The 23,474-nt window shown below is 73.5% G+C and carries 18 protein-coding genes; 15 read left to right on the plus strand and 3 right to left on the minus strand.

All coding sequences use genetic code 11. The annotated features are described in order from the left end of the window. The first annotated feature begins 83 nt into the window (after positions 1-83). On the plus strand, positions 84-818 hold the full coding sequence (locus AB0L25_RS36875; RefSeq protein ID WP_500177745.1) for an IclR family transcriptional regulator: 735 nt from the start codon (positions 84-86) through the stop codon (positions 816-818). A 47-nt stretch (positions 819-865) separates the two neighbouring features. On the opposite strand, the gene AB0L25_RS36880 is transcribed toward AB0L25_RS36875, so the two are convergent. Further along, positions 866-3,727 (minus strand): FAD-binding and (Fe-S)-binding domain-containing protein, encoded by a 2,862-nt coding sequence (locus tag AB0L25_RS36880; RefSeq protein WP_500177747.1) that lies wholly within the window; start codon positions 3,725-3,727, stop codon positions 866-868. A 145-nt stretch (positions 3,728-3,872) separates the two neighbouring features. Between AB0L25_RS36880 and AB0L25_RS36885 the strand changes: the two genes are divergently transcribed. From AB0L25_RS36885 to narI, 5 genes are read left to right on the plus strand one after another with little or no spacing between them, the layout of a single operon-like run. Further along, on the plus strand, positions 3,873-5,075 hold the full coding sequence (locus tag AB0L25_RS36885) for an MFS transporter (RefSeq protein WP_500177749.1): 1,203 nt from the start codon (positions 3,873-3,875) through the stop codon (positions 5,073-5,075). Positions 5,076-5,106: 31 nt separating this feature from the next. Further along, positions 5,107-8,823, plus strand: a complete 3,717-nt coding sequence (locus AB0L25_RS36890) for a nitrate reductase subunit alpha (protein WP_500177751.1) — start codon at positions 5,107-5,109, stop codon at positions 8,821-8,823. A 2-nt stretch (positions 8,824-8,825) separates the two neighbouring features. Further along, positions 8,826-10,562: a nitrate reductase subunit beta gene (gene narH / locus AB0L25_RS36895; RefSeq protein WP_500177753.1), complete on the plus strand. Its 1,737-nt coding sequence runs from the start codon at positions 8,826-8,828 to the stop codon at positions 10,560-10,562. Continuing rightward, positions 10,559-11,257, plus strand: a complete 699-nt coding sequence (gene narJ, locus AB0L25_RS36900) for a nitrate reductase molybdenum cofactor assembly chaperone (protein WP_500177755.1) — start codon at positions 10,559-10,561, stop codon at positions 11,255-11,257. The genes narH and narJ overlap by 4 nt, the downstream gene beginning before the upstream one ends. Beyond that, positions 11,254-12,012, plus strand: coding sequence for a respiratory nitrate reductase subunit gamma (gene narI / locus AB0L25_RS36905; RefSeq protein WP_500177757.1), 759 nt, complete (start codon positions 11,254-11,256; stop codon positions 12,010-12,012). The genes narJ and narI overlap by 4 nt, the downstream gene beginning before the upstream one ends. A 6-nt stretch (positions 12,013-12,018) precedes the next feature. On the opposite strand, the gene AB0L25_RS36910 is transcribed toward narI, so the two are convergent. After that, positions 12,019-13,227, minus strand: a complete 1,209-nt coding sequence (locus tag AB0L25_RS36910; protein ID WP_500177759.1) for a globin domain-containing protein — start codon at positions 13,225-13,227, stop codon at positions 12,019-12,021. Continuing rightward, positions 13,227-13,697 carry an RrF2 family transcriptional regulator gene (locus tag AB0L25_RS36915; RefSeq protein ID WP_500177760.1) on the minus strand — a complete coding sequence of 157 codons (471 nt, stop codon included), beginning with the start codon at positions 13,695-13,697 and terminating at the stop codon, positions 13,227-13,229. Before AB0L25_RS36915 ends, AB0L25_RS36910 begins: the two co-directional genes overlap by 1 nt. Positions 13,698-13,872: 175 nt before the next feature. Between AB0L25_RS36915 and AB0L25_RS36920 the strand changes: the two genes are divergently transcribed. The 9 genes from AB0L25_RS36920 (at position 13,873) to AB0L25_RS36960 (ending at position 23,334) form a co-directional block, all read left to right on the plus strand. Continuing rightward, positions 13,873-14,262 carry a hypothetical protein gene (locus AB0L25_RS36920; RefSeq protein WP_378303830.1) on the plus strand — a complete coding sequence of 130 codons (390 nt, stop codon included), beginning with the start codon at positions 13,873-13,875 and terminating at the stop codon, positions 14,260-14,262. A gap of 108 nt (positions 14,263-14,370) precedes the next feature. Then, positions 14,371-15,159 (plus strand): DeoR/GlpR family DNA-binding transcription regulator, encoded by a 789-nt coding sequence (locus AB0L25_RS36925; protein WP_500177763.1) that lies wholly within the window; start codon positions 14,371-14,373, stop codon positions 15,157-15,159. Between the two features lie 268 nt (positions 15,160-15,427). Continuing rightward, positions 15,428-16,501: an ABC transporter substrate-binding protein gene (locus AB0L25_RS36930; protein WP_500177764.1), complete on the plus strand. Its 1,074-nt coding sequence runs from the start codon at positions 15,428-15,430 to the stop codon at positions 16,499-16,501. 28 nt (positions 16,502-16,529) lie between these two features. Further along, positions 16,530-17,375, plus strand: coding sequence for an ATP-binding cassette domain-containing protein (locus AB0L25_RS36935; protein WP_500177766.1), 846 nt, complete (start codon positions 16,530-16,532; stop codon positions 17,373-17,375). Continuing rightward, positions 17,368-18,630 carry a sugar ABC transporter permease gene (locus AB0L25_RS36940; protein WP_500177768.1) on the plus strand — a complete coding sequence of 421 codons (1,263 nt, stop codon included), beginning with the start codon at positions 17,368-17,370 and terminating at the stop codon, positions 18,628-18,630. The genes AB0L25_RS36935 and AB0L25_RS36940 overlap by 8 nt, the downstream gene beginning before the upstream one ends. A 12-nt stretch (positions 18,631-18,642) precedes the next feature. Continuing rightward, positions 18,643-20,148 (plus strand): FGGY family carbohydrate kinase, encoded by a 1,506-nt coding sequence (locus AB0L25_RS36945; protein WP_500177770.1) that lies wholly within the window; start codon positions 18,643-18,645, stop codon positions 20,146-20,148. Next, positions 20,145-21,632, plus strand: coding sequence for an FGGY-family carbohydrate kinase (locus AB0L25_RS36950; RefSeq protein WP_500177772.1), 1,488 nt, complete (start codon positions 20,145-20,147; stop codon positions 21,630-21,632). Before AB0L25_RS36945 ends, AB0L25_RS36950 begins: the two co-directional genes overlap by 4 nt. Then, a complete protein-coding gene (locus AB0L25_RS36955) occupies positions 21,629-22,261 on the plus strand; it encodes a histidine phosphatase family protein (RefSeq protein WP_500177774.1) in 633 nt (210 codons plus the stop codon). The genes AB0L25_RS36950 and AB0L25_RS36955 overlap by 4 nt, the downstream gene beginning before the upstream one ends. Next, positions 22,258-23,334 carry a 2-hydroxyacid dehydrogenase gene (locus tag AB0L25_RS36960; RefSeq protein ID WP_500177776.1) on the plus strand — a complete coding sequence of 359 codons (1,077 nt, stop codon included), beginning with the start codon at positions 22,258-22,260 and terminating at the stop codon, positions 23,332-23,334. The genes AB0L25_RS36955 and AB0L25_RS36960 overlap by 4 nt, the downstream gene beginning before the upstream one ends. Positions 23,335-23,474 lie beyond the last annotated feature (140 nt).

A 23,474-nucleotide genomic window follows, 5' to 3' on the forward strand; every position in this document is an offset into this window, starting at 1 on the left:
CCTGCCCGCGGGGACGGCCGCGCGGCAACGCGGGCGTCCCGCACGGTGGGACGCTTCTCCCAAGTGGGTCATAAAGTGGGGCCATGTCGTCCGATGACAGCTTCCTCCGGCGCGCCGTCGCGGTGCTGACCGCGTTCCGCGCGGACGACGACGGACTCGGCGCCGCGGAGCTCGCCCGCCGCAGCGGCCTGCCCAAGTCGACGGCGCACCGCATCGCCCTCGACCTGGTCGAGGCCGGCCTCCTCGAACGGCAGGGCTCCCGGGTCCGGCTCGGGCTGCGGCTGTTCGAGATCGGGCAGCGGGTGCCGCGCCAGCGGGTGCTGCGCGACGCCGCCGTGCCGTACATGTCGGACCTGCGGGAGGCGACCCGGCAGACCGTCCACCTCGCGGTCCTGGAGGGCGCCGAGGTCGTGTACGTGGAGATCCTCGGCTCCCCGGGCGGCCCGCCGATGCCGTCCAAGGTCGGCGGCCGGCTCCCCGCACACGTCACCGGGGTCGGCAAGGCGATCCTGGCGTTCTCCCCGCCGGAGGTCGTCCGGACGGTGATGGACGCCGGGCTGGTCCGCGCCACCGGGCGCAGCGTCACGGCGCCCGGCCTGCTCGCCCGCGAGCTCGAGACGATCCGCGCGGAGGGCGTCGCCTACGACCGGGAGGAGTCCGGCAACGGCATCGTGTGCGCCGCCAGCCCCGTCCTCGGCCCGGAGGGCGAAGCGCTCGGCGCGTTGTCGGTGTCCGGCTGGTCCACCGGCATGCGGCTCGCCGCCGTCGCCCCGGCCGTCCACACCGCCGCCCTCACCCTCTCCCGCACCCTGGGCTGAGGCGGGGGAGCGCGGAGACTCGGGCCGGGCGGCCGGGCCGGTGGGCGCTACTTCGGCAGGTGGCGAGCGAGGAGCTGGGCGAGGTGCTCGCCCGTCCGCCCGGCGAGGAAGTCGAGCTGGGTGCGGCAGCTGAACCCGTCGGCGAGGACGACGTCGCCGTCCGCCGCGTCGCGGACGGCGGGCAGCAGCCGGTGCTCGGCGACCGCGACCGACACGTCGTGGTGGCCCTTCTCGACGCCGAAGTTCCCGGCGAGCCCGCAGCAGCCGCCGATCCCGCGCACGTCGGCGCCCGCGTCCCGCAGCAGCGCCGCGTCCGGCCGCCAGCCCATGACGGCGTGGTGGTGGCAGTGCGGCTGCGCGACGCCGGACACGCCCGACAGGTCGGGCGGCGTCCAGCCCCCGGTCTCGGCGAGCAGCTCGGCGAGGGTGCGGGTCGCGGCGGCCACCTCCCGGGCGGCGGCCGCGTCCACCCCGTCGAGCAGTTCCGCGGCGTCCGCGCGGAGCACGCCGGTGCAGGACGGCTCCATCCCGACGACCTTCGCGCCGCGCCGGACGTGCGGCAGCAGCGCCCGGACGGTGCGGCGCGCCTGGGCGCGGGCGCCGTCGAGCTGCCCGGTGGAGATCCACGTGATGCCGCAGCACACGGGCCGTTCGGTCACGGTGACGCGGTACCCGGCGTCCTCCAGCACCCGCACGGTCGCCTTGCCCACGTCGGGCGAGAACGCGTCGGTGAAGGTGTCCACGAACAGGACGACGTCGCCGTTGCGGCCCTCGGGGGACGTGTGCGAGGAGAACCAGCGGCGGAACGTGACCGGGGCGAACGCCGGCAGCGTCCGGCGCCGGTCGATCCCGGCGGCCCACGCCACCAGGGGCCGCAGCGCCCTCGACCGCATCGCGGCGTTCGCGGGACGGATCGTCGCGGGGGCGCGCGCGGCCAGGCGCGTCCACCGGGGCAGCCACCCGAGCGCGTAGTGCGCGCGCGGGCGGATCCTGCGGCGGTACCGCTGGTGCAGGGCCTCCGCCTTGTAGGACGCCATGTCGATCCCGGTCGGGCAGTCGGACGCGCACCCCTTGCAGGACAGGCACAGGTCCAGGACCTCGTGCAGGGCCTCGGAGCGCCACCCGTCCGGGCCCAGCTTCCCGGACACGACTTCCTGCAGCACCCGCGCGCGCCCCCGCGTGGAGTCCTTCTCCTCCCGGGTCGCGACATAGGACGGGCACATCACACCGCCCGCACCCGTGTTGTCGGCTCGGCACTTGCCGATGCCGGTGCAGCGGTGGACGGCCCGGGACAGGTCGCCGCGGTCGTCCCGGTAGGCCAGCCCGAGCGGCAGCTCCCGGCGCGTCGCCCGCGGCACCCGCGCGGCCCGCAGGTCGGCGTCGACCGGCGCGGGACGCACGATGATCCCCGGGTTGAGGACGCCGTCCGGGTCGAACAGGTCCTTGACGTCCGCGCACAGCGCCAGCGCCTCGTCCGAGTACATGTGGGGGAGCAGCTCGCCGCGCGCCCGCCCGTCCCCGTGCTCCCCGGACATCGTGCCGCCGTGCCGGGCGGCCAGCGCGGCGGCGTCGTGCAGGAAGTCCCGGAACACCCGCGTCCCGCCGGCCCGGCCCAACGGGAAGTCGATGCGCACGTGCACGCAGCCGTCGCCGAAGTGCCCGTACGGGACGCCCGTCAGCCCGTGCTCGCCGAGCAGCGCCTCGAACTCCCGCAGGTAAACGCCCAGCCGCTCCGGCGGGACGGCCGCGTCCTCCCAGCCCGCGTGCGCCTGCTCCCCGTCCGGGGTGCGGGCGACGAGGCCCGAGCCGTCCTCGCGGATCCGCCACAGCGCGTCCGCCAGCGCCATGTCGTCGACGAGCATCGAGCCGGTGCAGGCCGCGTCGGCGACGACCCGCGCCGCCGTGTCCCGCAGCGCGCCCGCGTCCGGCCCGGCGAGCTCGACCAGCAGCCACCCCGAGCCCTTCGGCAGCTCGGGGACGGCGCCGGGCCCGCGCCGCTCCGCCACCACGCCCGTGATCCGCGAGTCCAGGCCCTCGCAGGCGACCGGCCCGTGCGGCAGGATCCCCGGGACGGCGTCGGCGGCCTCGGCCATCGACCCGTACCCCAGCACGACCAGCAGCCGGTGCTCCGGCTCCCGCACCATCCGCAGCCGCGCCGCCAGGGTCAGCGCGAGGGTGCCCTCGCTGCCGACCAGGGCGCGCGCCACGTCGAACCGCCGCTCCGGCAGCAGATGCTCCAGCGAGTACGCCGACACCTGCCGCCCGAACCGCCCGAACTCCGTCCGGATCAGCGCCAGATGATCGGCGGTGAGGGACCGCAGCCGCTCCAGCAGCGGGCTCTCCAGGTCCCCGGTCGCCGCGCCGCCCGGCACGTCGCCGATCCGCAGCCGCTCGCCGGTCCCCGCCACGACGTCGAGGCCCAGCACGTTGTCGCTGGTGCGGCCGTAGCCCAGCGCGCGCGACCCGCACGCGTTGTTGCCGATCATCCCGCCCAGCGTCGCCCGCGTCCGCGTCGACGGGTCCGGCCCGAACCGCAGCCCGTGCGCGCCCGCGATCTCGTGCAGCCGCGCCTGGACGATGCCCGGTTCGACCAGCGCCGTCCCCGCGTCCGGATCGACCTCCAGCACCCGGTTCAGGTGCCGGGAGACGTCGGCGACGACGCCCGGCCCGACCGCGTTGCCCGCGATGGACGTGCCGCCGCCGCGCATCGTCAGCGGCACCCCGAACTCCCGGCACACCGCCAGCGCCGCCGGCAGCTCTCCCGCCTCGCGCGGGGTCACGACCACCTGCGGCGGCACCCGGTACAGGGACGCGTCGGACGAGTACATCGCGCGGGCGAGCGCGGAGTCGTCCACCCCGGACACCCCGGCCCGCCGCAACGCCGCGGCCAGGTCACGCTGAGCAGTCAATGTCGGTTCCGCCTCCCGTTCCGGGTCGCCCCGCGCCTGCACGTCCTGCGGAAACGGTATCGCCGCGGCGGGTGGTTACTTCCAGCCGCGCCGGGAAGATCTTCCTCCGTTCCGGGGGCGGGGCGAGCAGGGGGGAGCGCGGGGTGTGACCGGTACGCGGCGGGCCGTGACGATGCTGGTCGTCGCGACGGTCGGATTCGTCGTCAACTTCTGGGCCTGGTCGCTGCTGAGCCCCCTCGGCCCCCGGTTCCAGGACGTCCTGCGCCTGTCGTCGTTCGAGCAGGCGCTGCTGGTGGCCGTCCCCGTGGTGGTGGGGTCGCTCGGCCGGATCCCCGTGGGCGCGCTCACCGACCGGTACGGCGGCCGGGTGATGTTCCCGCTGGTGTCGCTCGTGACGATCGCGCCGCTGCTGTACCTCGGGCTCGCCGGGCACTCGTCGCTCGCCGCGCTGCTGGTCGGCGGGTTCTTCCTCGGCGTGGGCGGGACGGCGTTCGCGGTGGGGGTCCCGTTCGTGAACGCGTGGTTCCCGCCGGAGCGGCGCGGCCTGGCGCTGGGATTGTTCGGCGCGGGCATGGGCGGCACCGCGATCAGCGCGCTGACCACGGTCAAGGAGGTCGACGAGTTCGGCATCGAGTTCCCGTTCGTCCTCACCGCGATCCTGCTCGCGATATACGCCGCCGTGGCCTGGGCGGTGCTGCGGGACGCCCCCGGACGGACCGTCCCCGACCAGCCGTTCGCTCGCCGCCTCGGCGAGACCGCGCGGATGGGCGTCACCTGGCAGGCGTCGGCGCTGTACGCGGTGACGTTCGGCGGGTACGTGGCGTTCTCGGTGTACCTGCCGACCTACCTCAAGACGCAGTACGGCCTCGAGCAGGGCGACGCGGCGAACCGGATGGCGGGTTTCGTGCTGCTCGCGGTGATCATGCGTCCGGTCGGCGGCTGGCTGTCGGACCGGTTCGGCGCCGTGCGGGTGCTCGCGATGGGCCTCGCTGTCGTGACGGTCGCCGCCGTCGTGCAGGCGTTCGCGCCGCCGCTGATCCCGCTCGGCACGATCGCGTTCCTGGTGATGGCGATGGCGCTCGGCGCGGGCAGCGGCGCGACGTTCGCGCTGGTGTCGCAACTGGCGCCCGCGACCAAGGTCGGGGCGGTCACCGGCGTGGTCGGCGCGGCGGGCGGCCTGGGCGGGTTCGTCCCGCCGCTGGTCATGGGCGGGCTCTACGGCGCCTTCGGGAACTACGCCGTCGGGCTGCTGCTCCTCGCGGCCGTGGCGGGCACCGCGGCGATCTTCACCGTCACGTCGGTGCAACGTGCGGTGGCGCATCGTGGGACCCGCCCCGTCCAGACATAGCCGAACGCAGCCGACGGAGGGGAACGCAACGGTGAGCGCGCGCGACGGCCGGTCCGGCCTGGACGGCCCCTTGGAAGACGCCCTCGTCCGGACCCGCCGGTTCTTCACCCGGGCGGAGGTGTCGCCCGATCTGCGGACGTTGACGCGGAAGGGCGGCCGGGCCGCGGACGCGTTCTATCGGGATCGGTGGTCGCACGACAAGGTGGTGCGGTCGACGCACGGGGTGAATTGCACGGGTTCGTGTTCGTGGAAGGTGTACGTCAAGGACGGGATCATCACGTGGGAGGCGCAGCAGACGGATTATCCGTCGGTGGGTGCGGATCGCCCGGAGTACGAGCCGCGAGGGTGTCCGCGGGGTGCGTCGTTTTCCTGGTACACGTATTCGCCGACGCGGGTGCGGTATCCGTATGTGCGGGGTGTGCTGCTGGAGTCGTACCGGGAGGCGCGGGCGCGGACCGGCGACCCGGTCGCGGCGTGGCGGGAGGTCGTCTCCGATCCGGAGAAGGCCCGCCGGTACAAGGACGCGCGGGGTCGTGGCGGTCTGGTGCGGGCGTCGTGGGACGAAGCGGTGGAGATGATCGCCGCGGCGCACGTCCACACGATCGCCGCGCACGGTCCCGACCGGATCGCCGGGTTCTCCCCGATTCCGGCGATGTCGATGGTGTCGCATGCGTCCGGCGCTCGTTTCGTCACGTTGATCGGCGGGACGATGCTGTCGTTCTACGACTGGTACGCCGATCTGCCGGTGGCGTCCCCGCAGGTGTTCGGCGACCAGACCGACGTGCCGGAGTCGGGCGACTGGTGGGACGCGGGCTACCTGGTGATGTGGGGTTCGAACCTGCCGGTGACCCGCACTCCGGACGCGCACTGGATGGCCGAGGCGCGGTATCGGGGCCAGAAGGTCGTGGCGGTTTCCCCGGATTACGCCGACAACGTGAAGTTCGCCGATGAGTGGCTGCCCGCCCAGCCCGGTACCGACGGCGCCTTGGCCATGGCCATGGGGCACGTGGTGCTCAAGGAGTTCTTCGTCGACCGGCAGGTCCCGTATTTCGTCGATTACGTCAAGAGGTACAGCGACCTGCCGTTCCTCGTCCGCCTCGACCGGGCCGGCGACGGTCCCTGGCGTCCGGGGAAGTTCCTCACCGCCGCCGACCTGCCCGGCGCCGAGGCCCGGTCGGAGAACGCGGCGTTCAAGACCGTGATGATGGACGCCGCGACCGGACGGCCGTTCGTCCCGAACGGGTCGCTGGGCTTCCGGTTCGGCGAGTCCGGCGAGGGCAGGTGGAACCTCGAGCTGGGCGACACCGACCCGCTGCTGTCGGTCGCCGACGTTCCCGACGGCGGCATCGGCGGCGACGCCGTCGAGGTCGAGCTGCCCCGTTTCGACGCCCTCGACGGCTCACCCGGCACCCTCCGGCGCGGGATCCCCGTGCGTTCGGTGGGCGGCCACCTGGTCACGACCGTCTACGACCTGATGTTGGCGCAGTACGGGGTGGGACGTCCCGGCCTGCCGGGCTCGTGGCCGTCGGGGTACGACGACGCCGCCGAGCCGGGGACGCCCGCATGGCAGGAGGCGATCACCGGCGTGCCCGCGCGGGCCGCCGCGCGGATCGGGCGGGAGTTCGCGGCCAACGCGGAGGAGACGCGCGGCCGTTCGATGATCGTCATGGGTGCGGGGACGAACCACTGGTTCCATTCCGACACGATCTACCGGACGTTCCTGGCGTTGACGACGCTGACCGGCTGCCAGGGCGTCAACGGCGGCGGCTGGGCCCACTACGTCGGCCAGGAGAAATGCCGTCCGCTGACCGGCTGGACGCAGTTGGCGATGGGCCTCGACTGGTCCCGTCCCGCCCGCCAGATGATCGGCACGGCGTGGTTCTACCTGCACACCGACCAGTTCCGCTACGACCCGTTCGGTGCCGACACCCTGTCGGCCACGACCGGCGCGGGCACGCTCGCCGGACGGTCGACGGCCGATGTGATCGCGCAGTCCGCGCGGCTGGGGTGGATGCCGTCCTACCCGACGTTCGACCGCAACCCGCTCGACCTCGCCGACGAGGCCGAGGCGGCCGGACGGCCCGTGGCGGACCACGTCGTCGAGGAGTTGAAGGCCGGACGCCTCAAGTTCGCGTGCGACGACCCCGACGCCCCGGAGAACTTCCCCCGGATCCTGACGGTGTGGCGGTCGAACCTGCTCGGGTCGTCGGCGAAGGGCAATGAGTACTTCCTCAAGCACCTGCTCGGCGCCGAGTCGTCCCTCCGCGCCGAAGAGGCCGGCCCCGACGCCCGGCCGAAGGAGGTGGTGTGGCGGGACGAGGCCCCCGCCGGGAAGCTCGACCTGCTGCTGTCCCTCGACTTCCGGATGACCAGCACGACGATCTACTCCGACATCGTGCTCCCCGCCGCGACCTGGTACGAGAAGCACGACCTCAACACGACCGACATGCACCCGTTCGTCCACTCGTTCAACCCCGCGATCGCCCCGCCCTGGCAGACCCGGAGCGACTGGGCCGCCTTCCAGGCCATCGGCGCCGCGTTCTCCACGCTCGCCGAACGGCATCTCGGCGTCCGGACGGACGTCGTCGCGGCGCCGCTGCTGCACGACACGCCGGACGAGATGGCGACGCCGCACGGCCGGGTCGCCGACTGGGCCAAGGGGGAGTGCGAGCCGATCCCGGGCGTCACGATGCCCAAACTCGTCACCGTCGAGCGCGACTATCCGGCCGTCGGAGCGAAGATGGGCGCGCTCGGCCCGCTCGTGGAACGCCTCGGCGCCACCACCAAGGGCGTCACGTTCCGCCCCGACCGCGAGGTCGCCTACCTGCGCGACAAGAACGGCGCCGTGCGCGGTGGTCCGGCGGACGGACGTCCGTCGCTGCGGCGGGACGTGCACGCCTGCGAGGCGATCCTGGCGCTGTCGGGCACCACGAACGGTCGTCTGGCGGTCGAGGGGTTCCGGGCGCTGGAGCGGCGCACGGGTACGCGGCTGGCGGATCTGGCGGCCGAGCACGAGGGCACGCGGATCACGTTCGCCGACACCCAGGCGCGTCCGGTGCCGGTGATCACCTCGCCGGAGTGGTCGGGGTCGGAGAGCGGCGGCCGCCGCTACTCGCCCTTCACCGTCAACGTCGAACGCCGCAAGCCCTGGCACACTCTGACCGGGCGGCAGCACTTCTACCTCGACCACGACTGGATCGCCGAACTCGGCGAGCAGCTACCGGTCTTCCGGCCACCGCTGAACATGCACGCACTGTTCGGTGAGCCCCGGCCGGGCGAGACCGGCGAGCTGGGGCTGGCCGTCCGGTACCTCACCCCGCACAACAAGTGGTCGATCCATTCGGAGTACCAGGACAACCTGTTCATGCTGTCGCTGTCGCGCGGGGGCCCGGCGATCTGGATGAGCGGGATCGACGCCGCCAAGATCGGCGTCCGCGACAACGACTGGATCGAGGCCGTCAACCGCAACGGCGTCGTCGTCGCCCGGGCAGTGGTCTCCCATCGGATGCCCGAAGGCACCGTGTACATGTACCACGCCCAGGACCGGCTCATCGACGTCCCGATCGCCGAGACGTCCGGCCGCCGGGGAGGCATCCACAACTCCCTGACCCGTCTGCTGATCAAGCCGAGCCACCTCATCGGTGGGTATGCGCAGTTGTCGTTCGCGTTCAACTATCTCGGTCCGACCGGTAACCAGCGTGACGAGGTGACGGTGATCCGGCGCCGGTCTCAGGAGGTGACGTACTAGCCATGCGCGTGATGGCGCAGATGTCGATGGTGATGAACCTCGACAAGTGCATCGGGTGCCACACCTGCTCGGTCACCTGCAAGCAGGCGTGGACGAACCGCAGCGGTGTCGAGTACGTCTGGTTCAACAACGTCGAGACCCGTCCGGGCCAGGGCTACCCGCGCCGCTACGAGGACCAGGACAAATGGCGCGGCGGCTGGACCCTCAACAAACGCGGACGGCTCACGCTGAAGGCGGGCGGTCGGCTGCGGAAGCTGGTGACGATCTTCTCGAACCCGAAGCTCCCGGGGATCGACGACTACTACGAACCCTGGACCTACGACTACGAGACCCTCACCAGCGCGCCACTGCAGGAGAACTCGCCGGTCGCGCGGCCGAAGTCGCTGCTGTCCGGTAAGGACATGAAGGTGTCGTGGTCGGCGAACTGGGACGACGACCTGGGCGGCTCGCTCGAGCACGGGGACCGCGATGTCGTCCTCGCGGAGATCTCCGGCAAGGTGAAGATGGAGTTCGACAAGACCTTCATGTTCTACCTGCCCCGGATCTGCGAGCACTGCCTCAACCCCAGTTGCGCCGCCTCCTGCCCGTCCGGCGCGATCTACAAGCGGACCGAGGACGGCATCGTCCTGGTCGACCAGGACCGCTGCCGCGGCTGGCGCATGTGCGTGTCCGGTTGCCCCTACAAGAAGGTCTACTTCAACCACCGCACCGGCAAAGCCGAAAAGTGCACCTTCTGCTTCCCCCGCACCGAAGTCGGCATCCCCACCGTCTGCTCCGAAACCTGCGTCGGACGCCTCCGCTACATCGGCCTCGTCCTCTACGACGCCGACCGCGTCCTTGAGGCAGCATCGACACCGGACGACACCGGCCTGTACGAGGCACAGCGCAACGTCTTCCTCGACCCCGGCGACCCCGAAGTCGTCCGCGCCGCCGAACGCGACGGGATCCCGGCCGACTGGATCGAAGCCGCCCAACGCTCACCCGTCTACGCGCTCATCAACACCTACAAGGTGGCGTTGCCGCTGCATCCGGAATACCGGACGATGCCGATGGTCTGGTACATCCCGCCGCTGTCGCCGGTGGTGGACGTCGTCCGCGACACCGGCCACGACGCCGAGAACGCCGGGAACCTGTTCGGCGCCATCGACGCCCTGCGCATTCCCGTCGAATACCTCGCCGAGCTGTTCACCGCCGGCGACACCGCACCCGTCGACGCCGTCCTGCGCCGCCTGGCCGCCATGCGCGCCTACATGCGCGACATCAACCTCGGCCGCGACCCCGACGACGGCATTCCGCAGGGAGTGGGCATGTCGGGCGAATCCATGTACGACATGTACCGGCTGCTGGCCCTCGCCAAATACGACGAGCGGTACGTCATCCCGCCCGCGCACGCCGAACAAGCCCACGGCCTCGAAGAACTCGCCACCGAATGCGCCCTGGACTACGAAGGCGGACCCGGAATGGGCGGTGCGGGGCTCGGCGGCGGATCCGGCCCGTTCGGCGAGGCGTCCGGCGGCGCTCCGCCGATCGCCGTCGAGAACTTCCACATGCTGCGGCAGCGCCAGACCGCCGACAGCTCCGTCGACCCCGCCGACAAGCACGAACGCGTCAACCTCCTCAACTGGGACGGCAAGGGCGCGCCCGCCGGGCTCTTCCCGCCCCGCGAGGGCGGTCAGGGCCCGGGGGACGGGAATCCGCCCGCCGACTCGGGCGCCGCCGAGACGGAGCCGAAACCGTGAGGCGCCGGAGGAGCAGGCGGCCGGGGACGTCCGGGTGGCGCGACGCCGAGCTCGTCACGGCCTGGCAGGCGGCGTCGCTGCTGCTCGGCTATCCGGACGAGGAACTGCTCGCCCGCCGCCCGCTGCTGCGCCGCGCCGCCGCGAGCCTGCCCGCCGACGCCGGGACGCGCCTCGGTGCGGTCCTCGATCACCTGGACGCGACGCCGCTGCGCGACCTGCAGGCCGACTACGTCGCCACGTTCGACCACCGCAGGCGCTGCTGCCTCTACCTGACGTACTACGTGCACGGGGACACCCGGAAGCGGGGCATGGCCCTGCTGCGCTTCAAGCACGCCTACCGCGCGGCCGGTCTGGAACTCGACGACGGGGAGCTGCCGGACCATCTCGCGGTCGTGCTGGAGTTCGCCGCCACCGGCGACCTCGACCAAGGACGGCGCCTCCTCCTCGAACACCGCGCCGGCCTCGAACTGCTCCGCCTCGCCCTCACCGAGGCGCAATCGCCCTGGACCGGCGTCCTCGACGCGGTGTCGGCGACGCTGCCGCCGCTCACCGGCCGCGACCGCGACGCCGTCGCGCGGCTCGTCGCCGAGGGCCCGCCCGAGGAGGAGGTGGGCCTCGCGCCCTACGGGGCGGACGCCCCGGCCAGCGGGCCCGTCCTGCTACCGGATCCCGTGGTTCCAGGAGGAGCCCCATGAACAGCCTCGCCGCGCAGAACGCCGAACCGGGCGTGGACGCCGTCCTGCTGTGGGTCGCGCTGCCGTACGTCGCCCTGGCGATCTTCATCCTGGGGCACGTCTGGCGGTACCGCTACGACAAGTTCGGCTGGACGACCCGCTCGTCGCAGCTCTACGAGAGCCGGCTGCTGCGCATCGGCAGCCCGCTGTTCCACTTCGGCGTCCTGGTCGTGCTGGTGGGCCACATCGGCGGGCTGCTCGTTCCGGAGAGCTGGACGGACGCCGCCGGGGTGAGCGAGACGGCGTACCACGTGATCGCGGTGGTGCTCGGCACCATCGCCGGGGTGTGCACGCTCGCGGGCCTGGCGATCCTCATCTACCGGCGCCGGACGGTCGGTCCCGTGTTCTCCGCGACGACCCGCAACGACAAGCTGATGTACGCGGTGCTGACCGGCACGATCCTGCTGGGACTGGCGGCGACGGTCGTCGCGAACATCGTCGAGGGCGGCTACGACTACCGCACGACCGTCTCGCCGTGGTTCCGGTCGATCTTCTACTTCCAGCCCGATCCCGACCTGATGACGGGCGTCCCGATCCTGTTCCAGCTGCACGCGCTCAGCGCGCTCCTGCTGTTCTCGATCTGGCCCTTCACCCGCCTGGTGCACATGCTCACCGCCCCCGTCGGCTACCTGACGCGCCCCTACATCGTCTACCGCAGCCGCGACGAGCGACTGGGGGCGCTCCCACCCCGCCGGGGATGGGAGCGCGTGGGCTGATCCGGCTCAGCGGATCCACAGGTCGGGGCCGAACACCTCGTAGTGGACGCGCTCGTCCGAGACGCCCGCGTCCAGCAGGCCGCGCCGCGTCTCCCGCAGGAACGGCAGCGGCCCGCACATGAACACCCGGGCCTTCGGCGGCAGGTCGAGCGCGGCGACGTCGAGCAGCCCGCGCCGGACGTCCCCGTCCCCGCCGTCGGCGGCGTCGCCGGGCTCCTCGTACCAGGTGACCTGCCGGAACCCGGGGATCCGGCGGCCCGCGTCCGCGATCTGCGCGCGCAGCGCGTGCGCGGCGGGGGAGCGGTCGGCGTGGACGGCCAGGACGGGCCGGCCGGTGCCCGCGTCCGCGAGCCGGTCGATCATCGCGGCGGCGGGGGTGATGCCGATGCCCGCGCTGATCAGGACGAGCGGGTCCTCCTCGTCCGGCAGGACGACGTCGCCGAACGGCGCCGAGACCTCCAGCTCGGTCCCGGCCGCCGCGTGCTCGAACAGGTACGTGGACACGGCGCCGTCGGGGGCGCCGTCCGTCCCGCGCACCCGGCGGAGGGTGATCTGCGCGGTGCCGTCGGCGGACGCGCGCGAGAGCGTGTACTGGCGCGGCTGCCGCAGCCCGTCCGGCAGGGTGACCGCGACGCTCACGTACTGGCCGGGCCGGTGGGCCGGTACGGGGCCGCCGTCGGCGGGCGCCAGCACGAGCGAGATCACGTCCCGCGCCTCGTCCCGGCGCTCCACGACCCGCCACGTCCGGTACGGCGCCGCCGGGTCGCACGCCGCGTCCCGGTAGAGCCGCGCCTCCTCGGCGATCAGCAGCGTCGCGAACAGCCAGTACACCTCCGACCAGGCCGCGTGCACCTCAGGCGTGACCGCGTCGCCGAGCACCTCCGCCACCGCCTCGAGCAGGTGGCGCCCGACGATCGTGTACTGCTCCGGCCGGATGCCGAGCGAGGCGTGCTTGTGCGCGATCCGCGACATGATCTGCTGGAAGGGGACGCCGGAGTCGGGCGTCACCAGGTGCTCCGCGAACGCGGCCACCGAGCCCGCGAGCGCCTGCCGCTGCTCGCCGTTGGCCTGGTTGCCCTGGTTGAACAGGTTCCGCAGCTCCGGATGCGCGGCGAACATCGCGTCGTAGAACGTGCCGGTGATCTCGACACCGTGGGCGGCGACCGCGGGCAGCGTGGCCCGGACCGTCTCGGCGTGGTCGGACGACAGCATCATCAGCCTTCCTCTGGGGGCGGCCCGCCGGCGTCCGGGACGGGCGGGGCGGGGCGCGCGAGTGACAACAGGAGGGGTTCGGCGGGATCGGCCACCAGATCGCGCAGGCGGACGCCGTCCAGCGACGCGAGGAACGCCTCCTGCGCCGCCCGCAGCGCGCCGCGCAGCCGGCAGCCCCCGCGCAGCGGGCACGGCGGGCTGTCGCAGTCGACGACCTCGCCGGGGCCCTCCAGGGCCCGGACGATCGCGCCGACCGTCGCCTCGCGGGCACCGGGCGCGAGCACGACGCCGCCGCCGCGCCCCCGGGCCGTCTCGACGAACCCGTGCCGCCGCAGCCGCTGCACGATCTTGGCCATGTGCTGCGGCGGCACGCTCAGCCGGTCGGCCAGCTCGGCGGCGGACCGGCGGCCGGTCCCCGCGCCGAGCGACATCAGGACGCGCAGCCCCAGGTCGGTCGACTGAGTCAGGTGCATGGCCGGGAGCCTAGATTCAAATAGGAATCGAAAAGTCCGATTAAGGCTGTGCGCCTCGCCACACCCGGCCCCGGGCGGGCCGCCGCGCGGGCGGGCGATAGCGTTCCGCAAGAAAGATCGTCCAGGTCACGGCCGCGCGGCACCCGGCGCGGCCGCCTCGCCCCGGGAGGCCCCTGTGCTCAGCGTCACGCTCGCCGACGTCCGGCTGTTCCTGCACGTGCTCGCCGCGACCGTGTGGGTCGGCGGGCAGATCGTGCTCGGCGCGCTCGTCCCCGCGCTGCGCGGATTCGACGGCGTCACCAAGGTCGCCGCGCGCCGCTTCAACCTGATCGCGTGGCCCGCGTTCGGCGTGCTCGTCCTCACCGGGATCTGGAACATGACGTCCGGCGAGATGAGCGACGAGGCCCAGATGACCCTGAACGTCAAGATGGCGTTCGTGCTGCTGTCGGGCGTCGCGGCGTTCCTGCACGCGCGGGCGACGTCCAAGGCGGGGCTCGCCGCGTGGGGCGCCCTGGGCGCGGTGGGCGCGCTCGTCGCGCTGTTCTTCGGCGTCCAGCTGGGCTGACGCCGCCCGCCGTCGACGGGTCTTGAGTAGTTAACACTCGTGGTGTTAACTACTCCCCTGTCATCCGAGGCTGCGGAGCACCTCCCGGCGTCCGGACGGAGGAGCGGCATGAGCGAACGCACCCGGCGGGGCCCCTCCCTGCGCCAGGACGCCATCGCCGAGACCGTGCTCGCGCACGGCTCGGCCACGGCCGCCGAGTTCGCCGAGCGGTTCGGGGTCAGCCTGATGACGATCCACCGCGACCTCGACGAACTCGAGCGGCAGGGGATCGTCCGCAAGTTCCGCGGCGGCGTCACCGCGCAGCGCTCCGGCGTCTTCGAGAGCAGCGTCGGGTACCGGGGCCGGGCACAGCGCGACGAGAAGGAGGCCATCGCCGACCGGGCGATGGAGCTCGTCGAACCCGGCATGGCGATCATGCTGGACGACTCCACGACGGCCCTCGCGGTGGCGCGGCGGCTCAAGGACGCCGGCCCGCTGACGATCGTCACGAACTTCCTGGACGGGCTGAACCTGCTGGCGCCCGTGCAGGGCCTCAAGCTGATCGCGCTCGGCGGCGACTACGACCCCCTGCACAACTCGTTCATGGGCGTGTCGTGCGTCGAGTCGATCGAGTCGCTGCAGGTGGACCTGTGCTTCGTGTCGACTTCGGCGATCTCCAACGGCAACGCCTGCCACCAGGAGCAGCACGTGGTGGTGGTGAAGCGCGCGATGCTGCGCAGCGCCGCCCGCAACGTGCTCCTGGTGGACCACACGAAGCTGGGGCGGACCGCGCTGCACCGGGTCGCGCCGCTCGGCGACTTCGAGCGGGTCATCGTCGACGACGGGGCGTCCGCGGAGGCGCTCGGCGAGCTCGACCGGCACAACGTGCGCTACGAGGTGGCGGCGCGCCGCCGCTGACCGCCCCGGCCGGCGGTGTGCGGGCCGCCCTCCCGCGGGCGCGTTCCGCCGTTCTTCGCATGACCGGTATGGACCTGTGACCTGCCGCTTCGCCATGCATCGACCATCTAAATCACGTATTCGAGTGTTAATTAACAGTCGAGTATTGACACTTCTAACGTTGTTGGTGTTACGTTCTCCTCGCGGCGGCCCGATCGTTCCGGCCGGACGGCCGCCGCACCGGCTCAGTCGCCCTTCATCACGGGCGTGGCACCGAGGAGAACCCCCAGTGAAGACCTACCCCCTCCGGACGGCCGCCGCGATCGGCGCGGCGCTGGCCGTGCTCGCCCCCGCCGCCGGCTGCGCGTCGCAGAGCTCCGGATCCGGCGGCGGCGGTGACGACGCGAAGATCGCGTTCCTCATGCCGGACCTCGCCTCGACCCGCTACGAGCTGTACGACGCGCCGCTGTTCAAGGCGAAGATGAAGGAGCTGTGCGGCGGCTGCTCCGTGCTCTACCAGAACGCCGACTCCGACGCGGCCAAGCAGCAGCAGCAGGCCACCTCCGCGCTCGCCCAGGGCGTCTCGGTGATCGTCATCGACCCCGTCGACTCGGCCGCCGCCGCGTCGATCGTCCGGATGGCGCAGTCGCGCGACGTCGAGGTGATCGCCTACGACCGGCCGATCCCCAAGGCGAAGTCCGACTACTACGTCTCGTTCGACAACGAGAAGATCGGCGCGATGATCGGCAAGTCGCTCGTCGACCACCTCAAGGCCGAGGACGCCGAGGGCGGCATCCTGCAGGTGAACGGCTCGCCGACCGACGCCGCCGCGGGCCTCATCAAGAAGGGCATCCACGGCTCCGTCGACGGCGGCGGGTTCGAGCTGCTCGCCGAGTACGACACCCCCGGCTGGCAGCCCAGCAAGGCCCAGGAATGGGTCAGCGGGCAGATCAGCAAGTTCCGCGGGAAGATCGCGGGCGTCGTCGCCGCCAACGACGGGACGGCCGGCGGCACCATCGCCGCGTTCAAGGCCGCGGGCGAGGACGTGCCCCCGGTCACCGGCAACGACGCCGAGCTCGCCGCCGCGCAGCGGATCATCAAGGGCGACCAGTACAACACCATCTCCAAGCCGATCAAGACGGTGGCCGAGGCCGCCGCGGTCGCCGCCCACAAGTTCGTCCAGGGCGAGACCCCCAAGGGCAACACCACCCTCTTCGACACCCCCTCCGAGCTGTTCACCCCGACCGTCGTCACCCGGGAGAACATCAAGGAGGTCCTGTTCGGTCCGGGCGGGCCGCTGAAGGCCGCCGAGGCGTGCACCGCCGAGTACAAGGCCGAGTGCGCCGAACTCGGCATCCAGTAGGCCGGCCGCTCCCGTTCGAAGGTTCGCCATGTCACCATCGCCCACCCCCACCGCCGGCGCGGCGGGCCCCCTGCTGTCGCTGCGCGGGATCAGCAAGTCGTTCGGCGCGGTCGCCGCGCTCACCGACGTCTCCCTGGACGTCTCCGCCGGCGAGGTCGTCGCCCTGGTCGGCGACAACGGCGCCGGGAAGTCCACGCTCGTGAAGGTCCTGTCCGGGGTGCACCGCCCGGACGCGGGCACCATCACGTTCGAGTCGCGGGAGGTGACCGTCCCCACCCCCGCCGCCGCGCAGCAGCTCGGCATCGCCACCGTGTTCCAGGACCTGGCGCTGTGCGAGAACCTCAACGTCATCGAGAACCTGTTCCTCGGCCGCGAGCTGCGCGCGCTCCGGCTCGACGACGTCCGGATGGAGGTCCGGGCCCGGGAACTGCTGGCGCAGCTCTCCGCGAAGATCCCGGCGGTGGAGGTGCCGGTCGCCGCGCTGTCGGGCGGCCAGCGGCAGACCGTCGCGATCGCCCGCTCGCTGCTCGGCGACCCGAAGATCATCATTCTGGACGAGCCGACCGCCGCGCTCGGCGTCGCGCAGACCGCCGAGGTGCTGAACCTCATCGAGCGGCTCCGCGAGCGCGGCCACGGCGTCATCATGATCAGCCACAACATGGCGGACGTGCAGGCCGTCGCCGACACCGTCGCGGTGCTGCGCCTCGGCCGCAACAACGGCGTGTTCGACGCCCGGACCGCGTCCGGCGAGGAACTCGTCGCCGCGATCACCGGCGCCGGCGACAACGTGGTGGCGCGCCGTACCGCCGCCCGCGCGGCCGCCCGGGCCGGCGCCGCGGCGGGGACGGGAGACGAGGGGACCGACGATGAGTGACACCACCACCCGCGACGCCGCCGCGGCGCCGCCCGCGAAGACGGCCGCACCGGCCGGGACGCCCGGCGACGGCGGCCCCCGCGCCCGGCTCGCCGCCGCGGGGGCCCGGCTGCGCGGCGGCGACCTCGGCGTCGCGCCGGTCGTCGCCGGGCTCGTCGTCATCTGGACGGTGATGCAGATCCTCAACCCGATCTTCCTGTCCAGCGCGAACCTCGTGAACCTGCTGCTGGAGTGCGTGCCCGTCGGGGTGATCGCGCTCGGCGTCGTGTTCATGCTGCTGGTCGGGCAGATCGACCTGTCGGTCGGATCGATCAGCGGGCTCAGCGCCGCCGTCACCGCCGTCCTGTTCGTCGACCGGGGCATGCCGGCGTGGACCGCGATCCTCGCGGCCGTCGCGCTCGGCGCCGCCGTCGGCTGGTGCTACGCGCAGGTCTTCAACCGGCTCGGCGTGCCCAGCTTCGTCATCTCCCTCGCCGGGCTGCTCGGCTTCCTCGGCCTGCAACTGTGGATCCTCGGCCCCAACGGCTCGATCAACCTGCCGTTCGACTCCTGGCCGGTCACGTTCGCGCAGCTCGCGTTCGTCCCGCCGTGGCTGGCGTACGCGCTGGTCGCCGCGGGCGCCGCCGCCCTCTACTGGACGGGCCACCTCCGCGCGGCCGAACGGCGGCGCGCGGAACTGCCCGCCACGGGGGAGCGGACGCTGATCCTGCGGAGCGTCGCGCTGCTGGCCGGGCTCGGGCTCGCCGTCTGGTACCTCAACCGGGACCGCGGCGTCGGCTGGATGTTCGTCCTCTTCCTCGGCCTGGTGCTGGCCGCGCACTACGCCCTGTCCCGCACGAAGTACGGCAAGTCGCTGTACGCGGTCGGCGGCAACGTCGAGGCGGCCCGCCGCGCGGGCATCGACGTCCAGCGGATCTACACGTCGGCGTTCGTGCTGTGCACGTCGCTCGCCGCGCTCGGCGGCGTCCTGGCGGCGTCGCGCCTCGCGGCGGCCAACCAGAGCAGCGGCACCGGCGACGTCAACCTGAACGCGATCGCCGCCGCCGTCATCGGCGGGACGAGCCTGTTCGGGGGGCGCGGCGGCGCGTTCGCCGCGCTGCTCGGCATCGTCGTCATCCAGTCGATCTCGAACGGGCTGACGCTGCTGAACCTCGACTCGTCCTACCGTTTCATGGTCACCGGCGCGGTGCTGATGCTGGCGGTCGCGCTGGACTCGGCCGCCCGCCGGTCCCGCCGCTCGCACGGCCGGGCCTAGGGGAGGAGCGCGATGGCCGTCATCTGCGTCGACGCCGGCACCACGATGATCAAGGCGGTCGGGTACGCCGCCGACGGCACCGAACTGGCCGTCGCCCGGCGCCCGACCGAGGTGAGCCGGCCCCGTCCGGGGTACGCCGAACAGGACATGGAATCGGTGTGGCGGGCGGTCGCGGACGCCGTCCGCGAGATCCTCCCGAAGCTGCCGGGCGCGGTCGAGTACCTCGCGCTGACCGCGCAGGGCGACGGCTGCTGGCCGGTCGACCGCGCGGGCGACCCGGCCGGCCCGGCGATCCTGTGGAACGACGGCCGCGCCGCCCCGGTCGTCGCGGAATGGGAGCGGGCCGGGGTGCTGGCGGACGCGTTCCGCGTCAACGGGTCGCTGACGTTCGCGGGCCTGCCCAACGCGATCCTGACCTGGCTGCGCGCGCACGACCCCGCCCGGCTCGACCGGACGGCCGCCGTCCTCACCTGCGGCGGCTGGATCTTCTCCCGGCTCACCGGAGAGATCGCGATGGACGCTTCGGACGCGTCCGCCCCGTTCATGGACGTCCGCACCCGGCGCCCGTCCGACGACCTGCTGCGCCGCTACGGCATGGAATGGGCGCGGCCGCTGCTGCCCGACCCGCGCGACGACGGCGACCGCGCCGCGCCCCTCGCCCCCGGCGCGGCCGCCGCGCTCGGCCTGCCCGCCGGGCTCCCGGTCGTCCTCGCCCCCTACGACATCGCGTCCACCGCCATCGGGGTCGGCGCGGTTGAGACGGGACGGGCGTGCACCATCCTCGGGACGACGCTGTGCACCGAGACGGTCGTCGAGGAACCCGACCTGACCGGCGAACCGTCCGGGCTGACCGTCGCGATGGGCCTGCCCGGCCGGTTCCTGCGGGCGTTCCCCACGCTCGCGGGCGGCCAGGTCGTCGACTGGGCGTGCCGGCTGCTCGGCCTCGGCGCCCCCCGCGAACTCGCCGAACTCGCCGCCGCCGCACCGCCCGGCGCGCACGGGCTGGTGTTCCTGCCGTACCTGTCGCCCGCGGGGGAGCGCGCCCCGTTCCTCGACCCGGCGGCGCGCGGCGGCCTGCACGGCCTGACCGTCGACCACACCGCCGCGGACATCGCCCGCGCCGTCCTCGAGGGCCTCAGCCTGGTCGTCCGCGACTGCCTGACCGCCGCCGGGACGCGCCCGACCGAGCTGCGGGTGAGCGGCGGCGGGTCCGCGAGCCCGGTGTGGCTGGCGATGCTCGCCGACGCCACCGGCGTTCCCGTCGTCCGGTCCGCCGACACGGAGGCGGGCGCGCGCGGAGCGTTCCTCGTGGGCCTGCTCGCCACCGGGCGGGCCGCCGACGCGGGCGCCGCGGCCGCCGCGCACGTCCGTGCGGGCGACGTCCACGAACCCGACCCCGCCCGTGCCGCGCACTACGCCGACGCCTACCGCGACTTCCTCGACGTCCGGGCCGCGACGGCGACCGCATGGCCCGCCCTCGCGTCCGCGCGGGCCCGCACCGCCGAAAGGAACTCGTGAACGACGACGTCTGGCTCGGGATCGACCTTGGCACGCAGGGCGCGCGCGCCCTCGCCGTCACCGCCGCGGGGGACGTCGCCGGGGCCGGCGGCGCCGAGCTGACCGGGCGCCGCGACGGGCCCCGCCACGAGCAGGACCCCGAGCACTGGTGGGACGCCGTCGCCGCCGCGTGCGCGCAGGCGCTCCGGGACGTCCCGCCCGGCGCCGTCCGCGCCGTCGCGGTCGACGCGACGTCCGGGACGATCCTGCTCACCGACCGCGACGGGAACCCGCTGACCCCGGCGCTCATGTACGACGACACGCGCGCCGCCGCGCACGTCGACCGCGTCAACGAGGCGGGCGCCGAGCTGTGGCGGAGCCTCGGCTACCAGCGGATGCAGCCCGCCTGGGCGCTCCCGAAGCTGCTGTGGCTGCTCGAGCACGCCCCCGACCTGCCGGACGGCGCCCGCCTCGCCCACCAGGCCGACTTCGTCAACCGGCGCCTCACCGGCCACCCCGTCGCCGCCGACCTGTCCAACGCGCTGAAGACCGGCGCCGACCTGATCGCCGAACGCTGGCCCGGGGACGTCCTCGACGCGCTCGGCGTCCCGGACGGCCTGCTGCCGCCGCTGGAACGGTCCGGCACCCCCCTCGGCACCGTCTGCGCCGCGGCGGCCGCCGCCACCGGGATCCCCGAGGGCGTCCCGGTCGTCGCCGGCGCCACCGACGGATGCGCCGCCCAGCTCGGCACCGGCCGCCTCACCCCCGGCTCGTGGAACTCCGTCCTCGGCACCACGCTCGTCCTCAAGGGCGTCACCGACCGGCCCGTCCACGACCCGTTCGGCGCCGTCTACTCGCACAAGGCCCCCGACGGCCGCTGGCTGCCCGGCGGCGCCTCCAGCACCGGCGCGGGCGCCCTCACCCGCGACTTCCCCGGCCGCGACCTCGCCGACCTCGACCGCCGCGCCGCGTCCCGCGAACCCGCCGCGGCGCTCGCCTACCCGCTCGTCCCCGCCGGGGAGCGCTTCCCGTTCCTCGCGCCGGACGCCCGCGGCTTCCGGCTCGGCGGCACCGGCGACGAGGCCGACGACTACGCCGCCGTCCTGCAGGGCGTCGCCTACATCGAACGGCTGTGCTTCGACCACCTCGACCTGCTCGGCGCCCCCACCGGCGGCGACCTCACGCTGACCGGGGGAGCGGCCCGCAGCCCCTACTGGGTGCAGCTGCGCGCCGACGTGCTCGGACGGCCCGTCGTGCTGCCCCGCCGGTCCGAGTCGGCCCTCGGCGCCGCCGTCCTCGCCGCGTCCCCGGGGCGCCCGGTCGCCGAGGTCGCCGCCCGCATGGTCGCCGTCCGCACCGTCGTCGACCCGCGCCCCGACCGCGCCGGCCGCTTCGACGACGCCTACCTGCGGCTCGTCGGCGAGCTCGAACGGCGCGGCTGGCTACCGGCGGCCACCGCCGACCGTGCACGGGAAAGGACCGGCATGAAAGGTGCACGCCGATGACCCGCATCGTCCTCGTCCGCCACGGCGAGACCGAATGGCACGCGGAGAACCGCTACGCCGGGATCAGCGACGTCGCGCTGACCGCCCGGGGACGCGACCAGGCCCGGCTGCTCGCCGCGTGGGCGCTCCTCGCGCGGCCCGACGCCGTGTGGTCGTCCGACCTGTCCCGCGCCCGGCTGACCGCCGCCGCCTCCGCGGCCGCGCTCGGCACCGACGTCCGGGTGGACGGCCGGCTCCGCGAGCTCGACTTCGGCGAGGGCGAGGGCCTCACCCGCGCCGACATGGACCGCAAGTTCCCCGACGCCCTGCGCGCCTTCCTCGCCGACCCCGTCGCCGGGCACCTGCCCGGCGGGGAGGACCCGGCCCGCGCCGCGGCCCGCTTCACCGCCGCCCTGCACGACGTCGCGTCCGCCCACACCGGCGGCCGCGTCCTCGTCGTCGCGCACTCGACGGCGATCCGGCTCGCGCTCTGCGCGCTGCTGGGCGTCCCCCTCAAGGACTACCGGCGGCGCTTCCCGTCGCTGGGCAACTGCGCACTGACCGAGATACGGCTCCGGGACGGCGACGCCGCCCTCCTGGAGTTCAACACCGCGATCGAACGATCGCTCGTTCCCTGGAGCCAGCAATGACGACCCGCGTCCTCGCGGCCGGTGACCACTTCGTCCTCAACCGCCTCCTCGTCGACGCGCTCCGCGCCGAGACGGCGGACGGCCCCGGCGGCGGCCCCGCCGCCGACCTCGAGTTCGCCGAGCTGACCCTGCCGTGGCCCGTCGAGCCGTTCGGCCGGGTCGCCGAGGTCGACGAGGCGTCCGGCACCGAGGACCAGCTCATCGAGGCGCTGCGCGGCGCCGAGGTCTGCGTCACCCAGATGGCCCCGCTCACCCGCCGGATCCTGGAGAACGCCCCGGACCTGCGGCTGTTCTGCATCACCCGGGGCGGGCCCGTCAACGCCAACCTGGACGCCGCCACCGAGCACGGCGTCGCCGTCTGCTACGCGCCCGGACGCAACGCCGACGCGACCGCCGAGCACACCCTCGGGCTGATCCTCGCCGCCGTCCGCCGCATCCCGCAGACCCACGTCGACCTGACCGGCGGCCGCTGGCGCGGCGACTACTACCGCTACGACGACGTCGGCATCGAACTGCTCGGCAGCACCGTCGGCCTCGTCGGCTGCGGCGCCGTCGGACGCCGCGTCGCCCGGGCGCTGGCCGCGCTCGGCGCCCGCGTCCTCGTCCACGACCCGTACCTGGACGGCCTGGACGACCTCGCGGGCATCGCGGAACTCGTCACCCTCGAAGAACTCCTGGCGCGCGCGCAGATCGTCTCCCTGCACGCCCGTGCGACCCCGCAGACCACCGGGATGATCGGCGCCCGGGAGATCGCCGCGATGGCGCCCGGCTCCGTCATCGTCAACTGCGCGCGCGGCTCCCTCCTCGACTACGAGGCCGTCTGCGACGCCGTCGAGACCGGCCACCTGTTCGCCGCCGCGTTCGACGTCTTCCCCGAGGAACCCGTCCCCGCCGGCTCCCGCCTGCTGACCACCCCGAACGTCATCGTCACCCCGCACCTCGCGGGCGCCAGCAAGCAGACCGCCGCCAACGCCGCCCGCATCGTCGCCCGGGACGTCGCCCGCCACCTGCGCGGCGAACCCCTCGTCCACTGCGCGAACCCGGACGTCCAGGGCGTCCCGCAGCGCCGCTGACGGAAATGCCCGGAAGGCGGAAAGGTGCATTGGAACGCTTTATCCGCCGATGACTGAGTGATCATCCGTGTGCGCTTATCAATGGAATACAGAATGTAAAAATAATCGCCCGGCGCCCTTTGCAACCAGGGATCACCGAG

This window comes from Spirillospora sp. NPDC052242 (assembly GCF_040679555.1).
Taxonomy (GTDB): domain Bacteria; phylum Actinomycetota; class Actinomycetes; order Streptosporangiales; family Streptosporangiaceae; genus Spirillospora.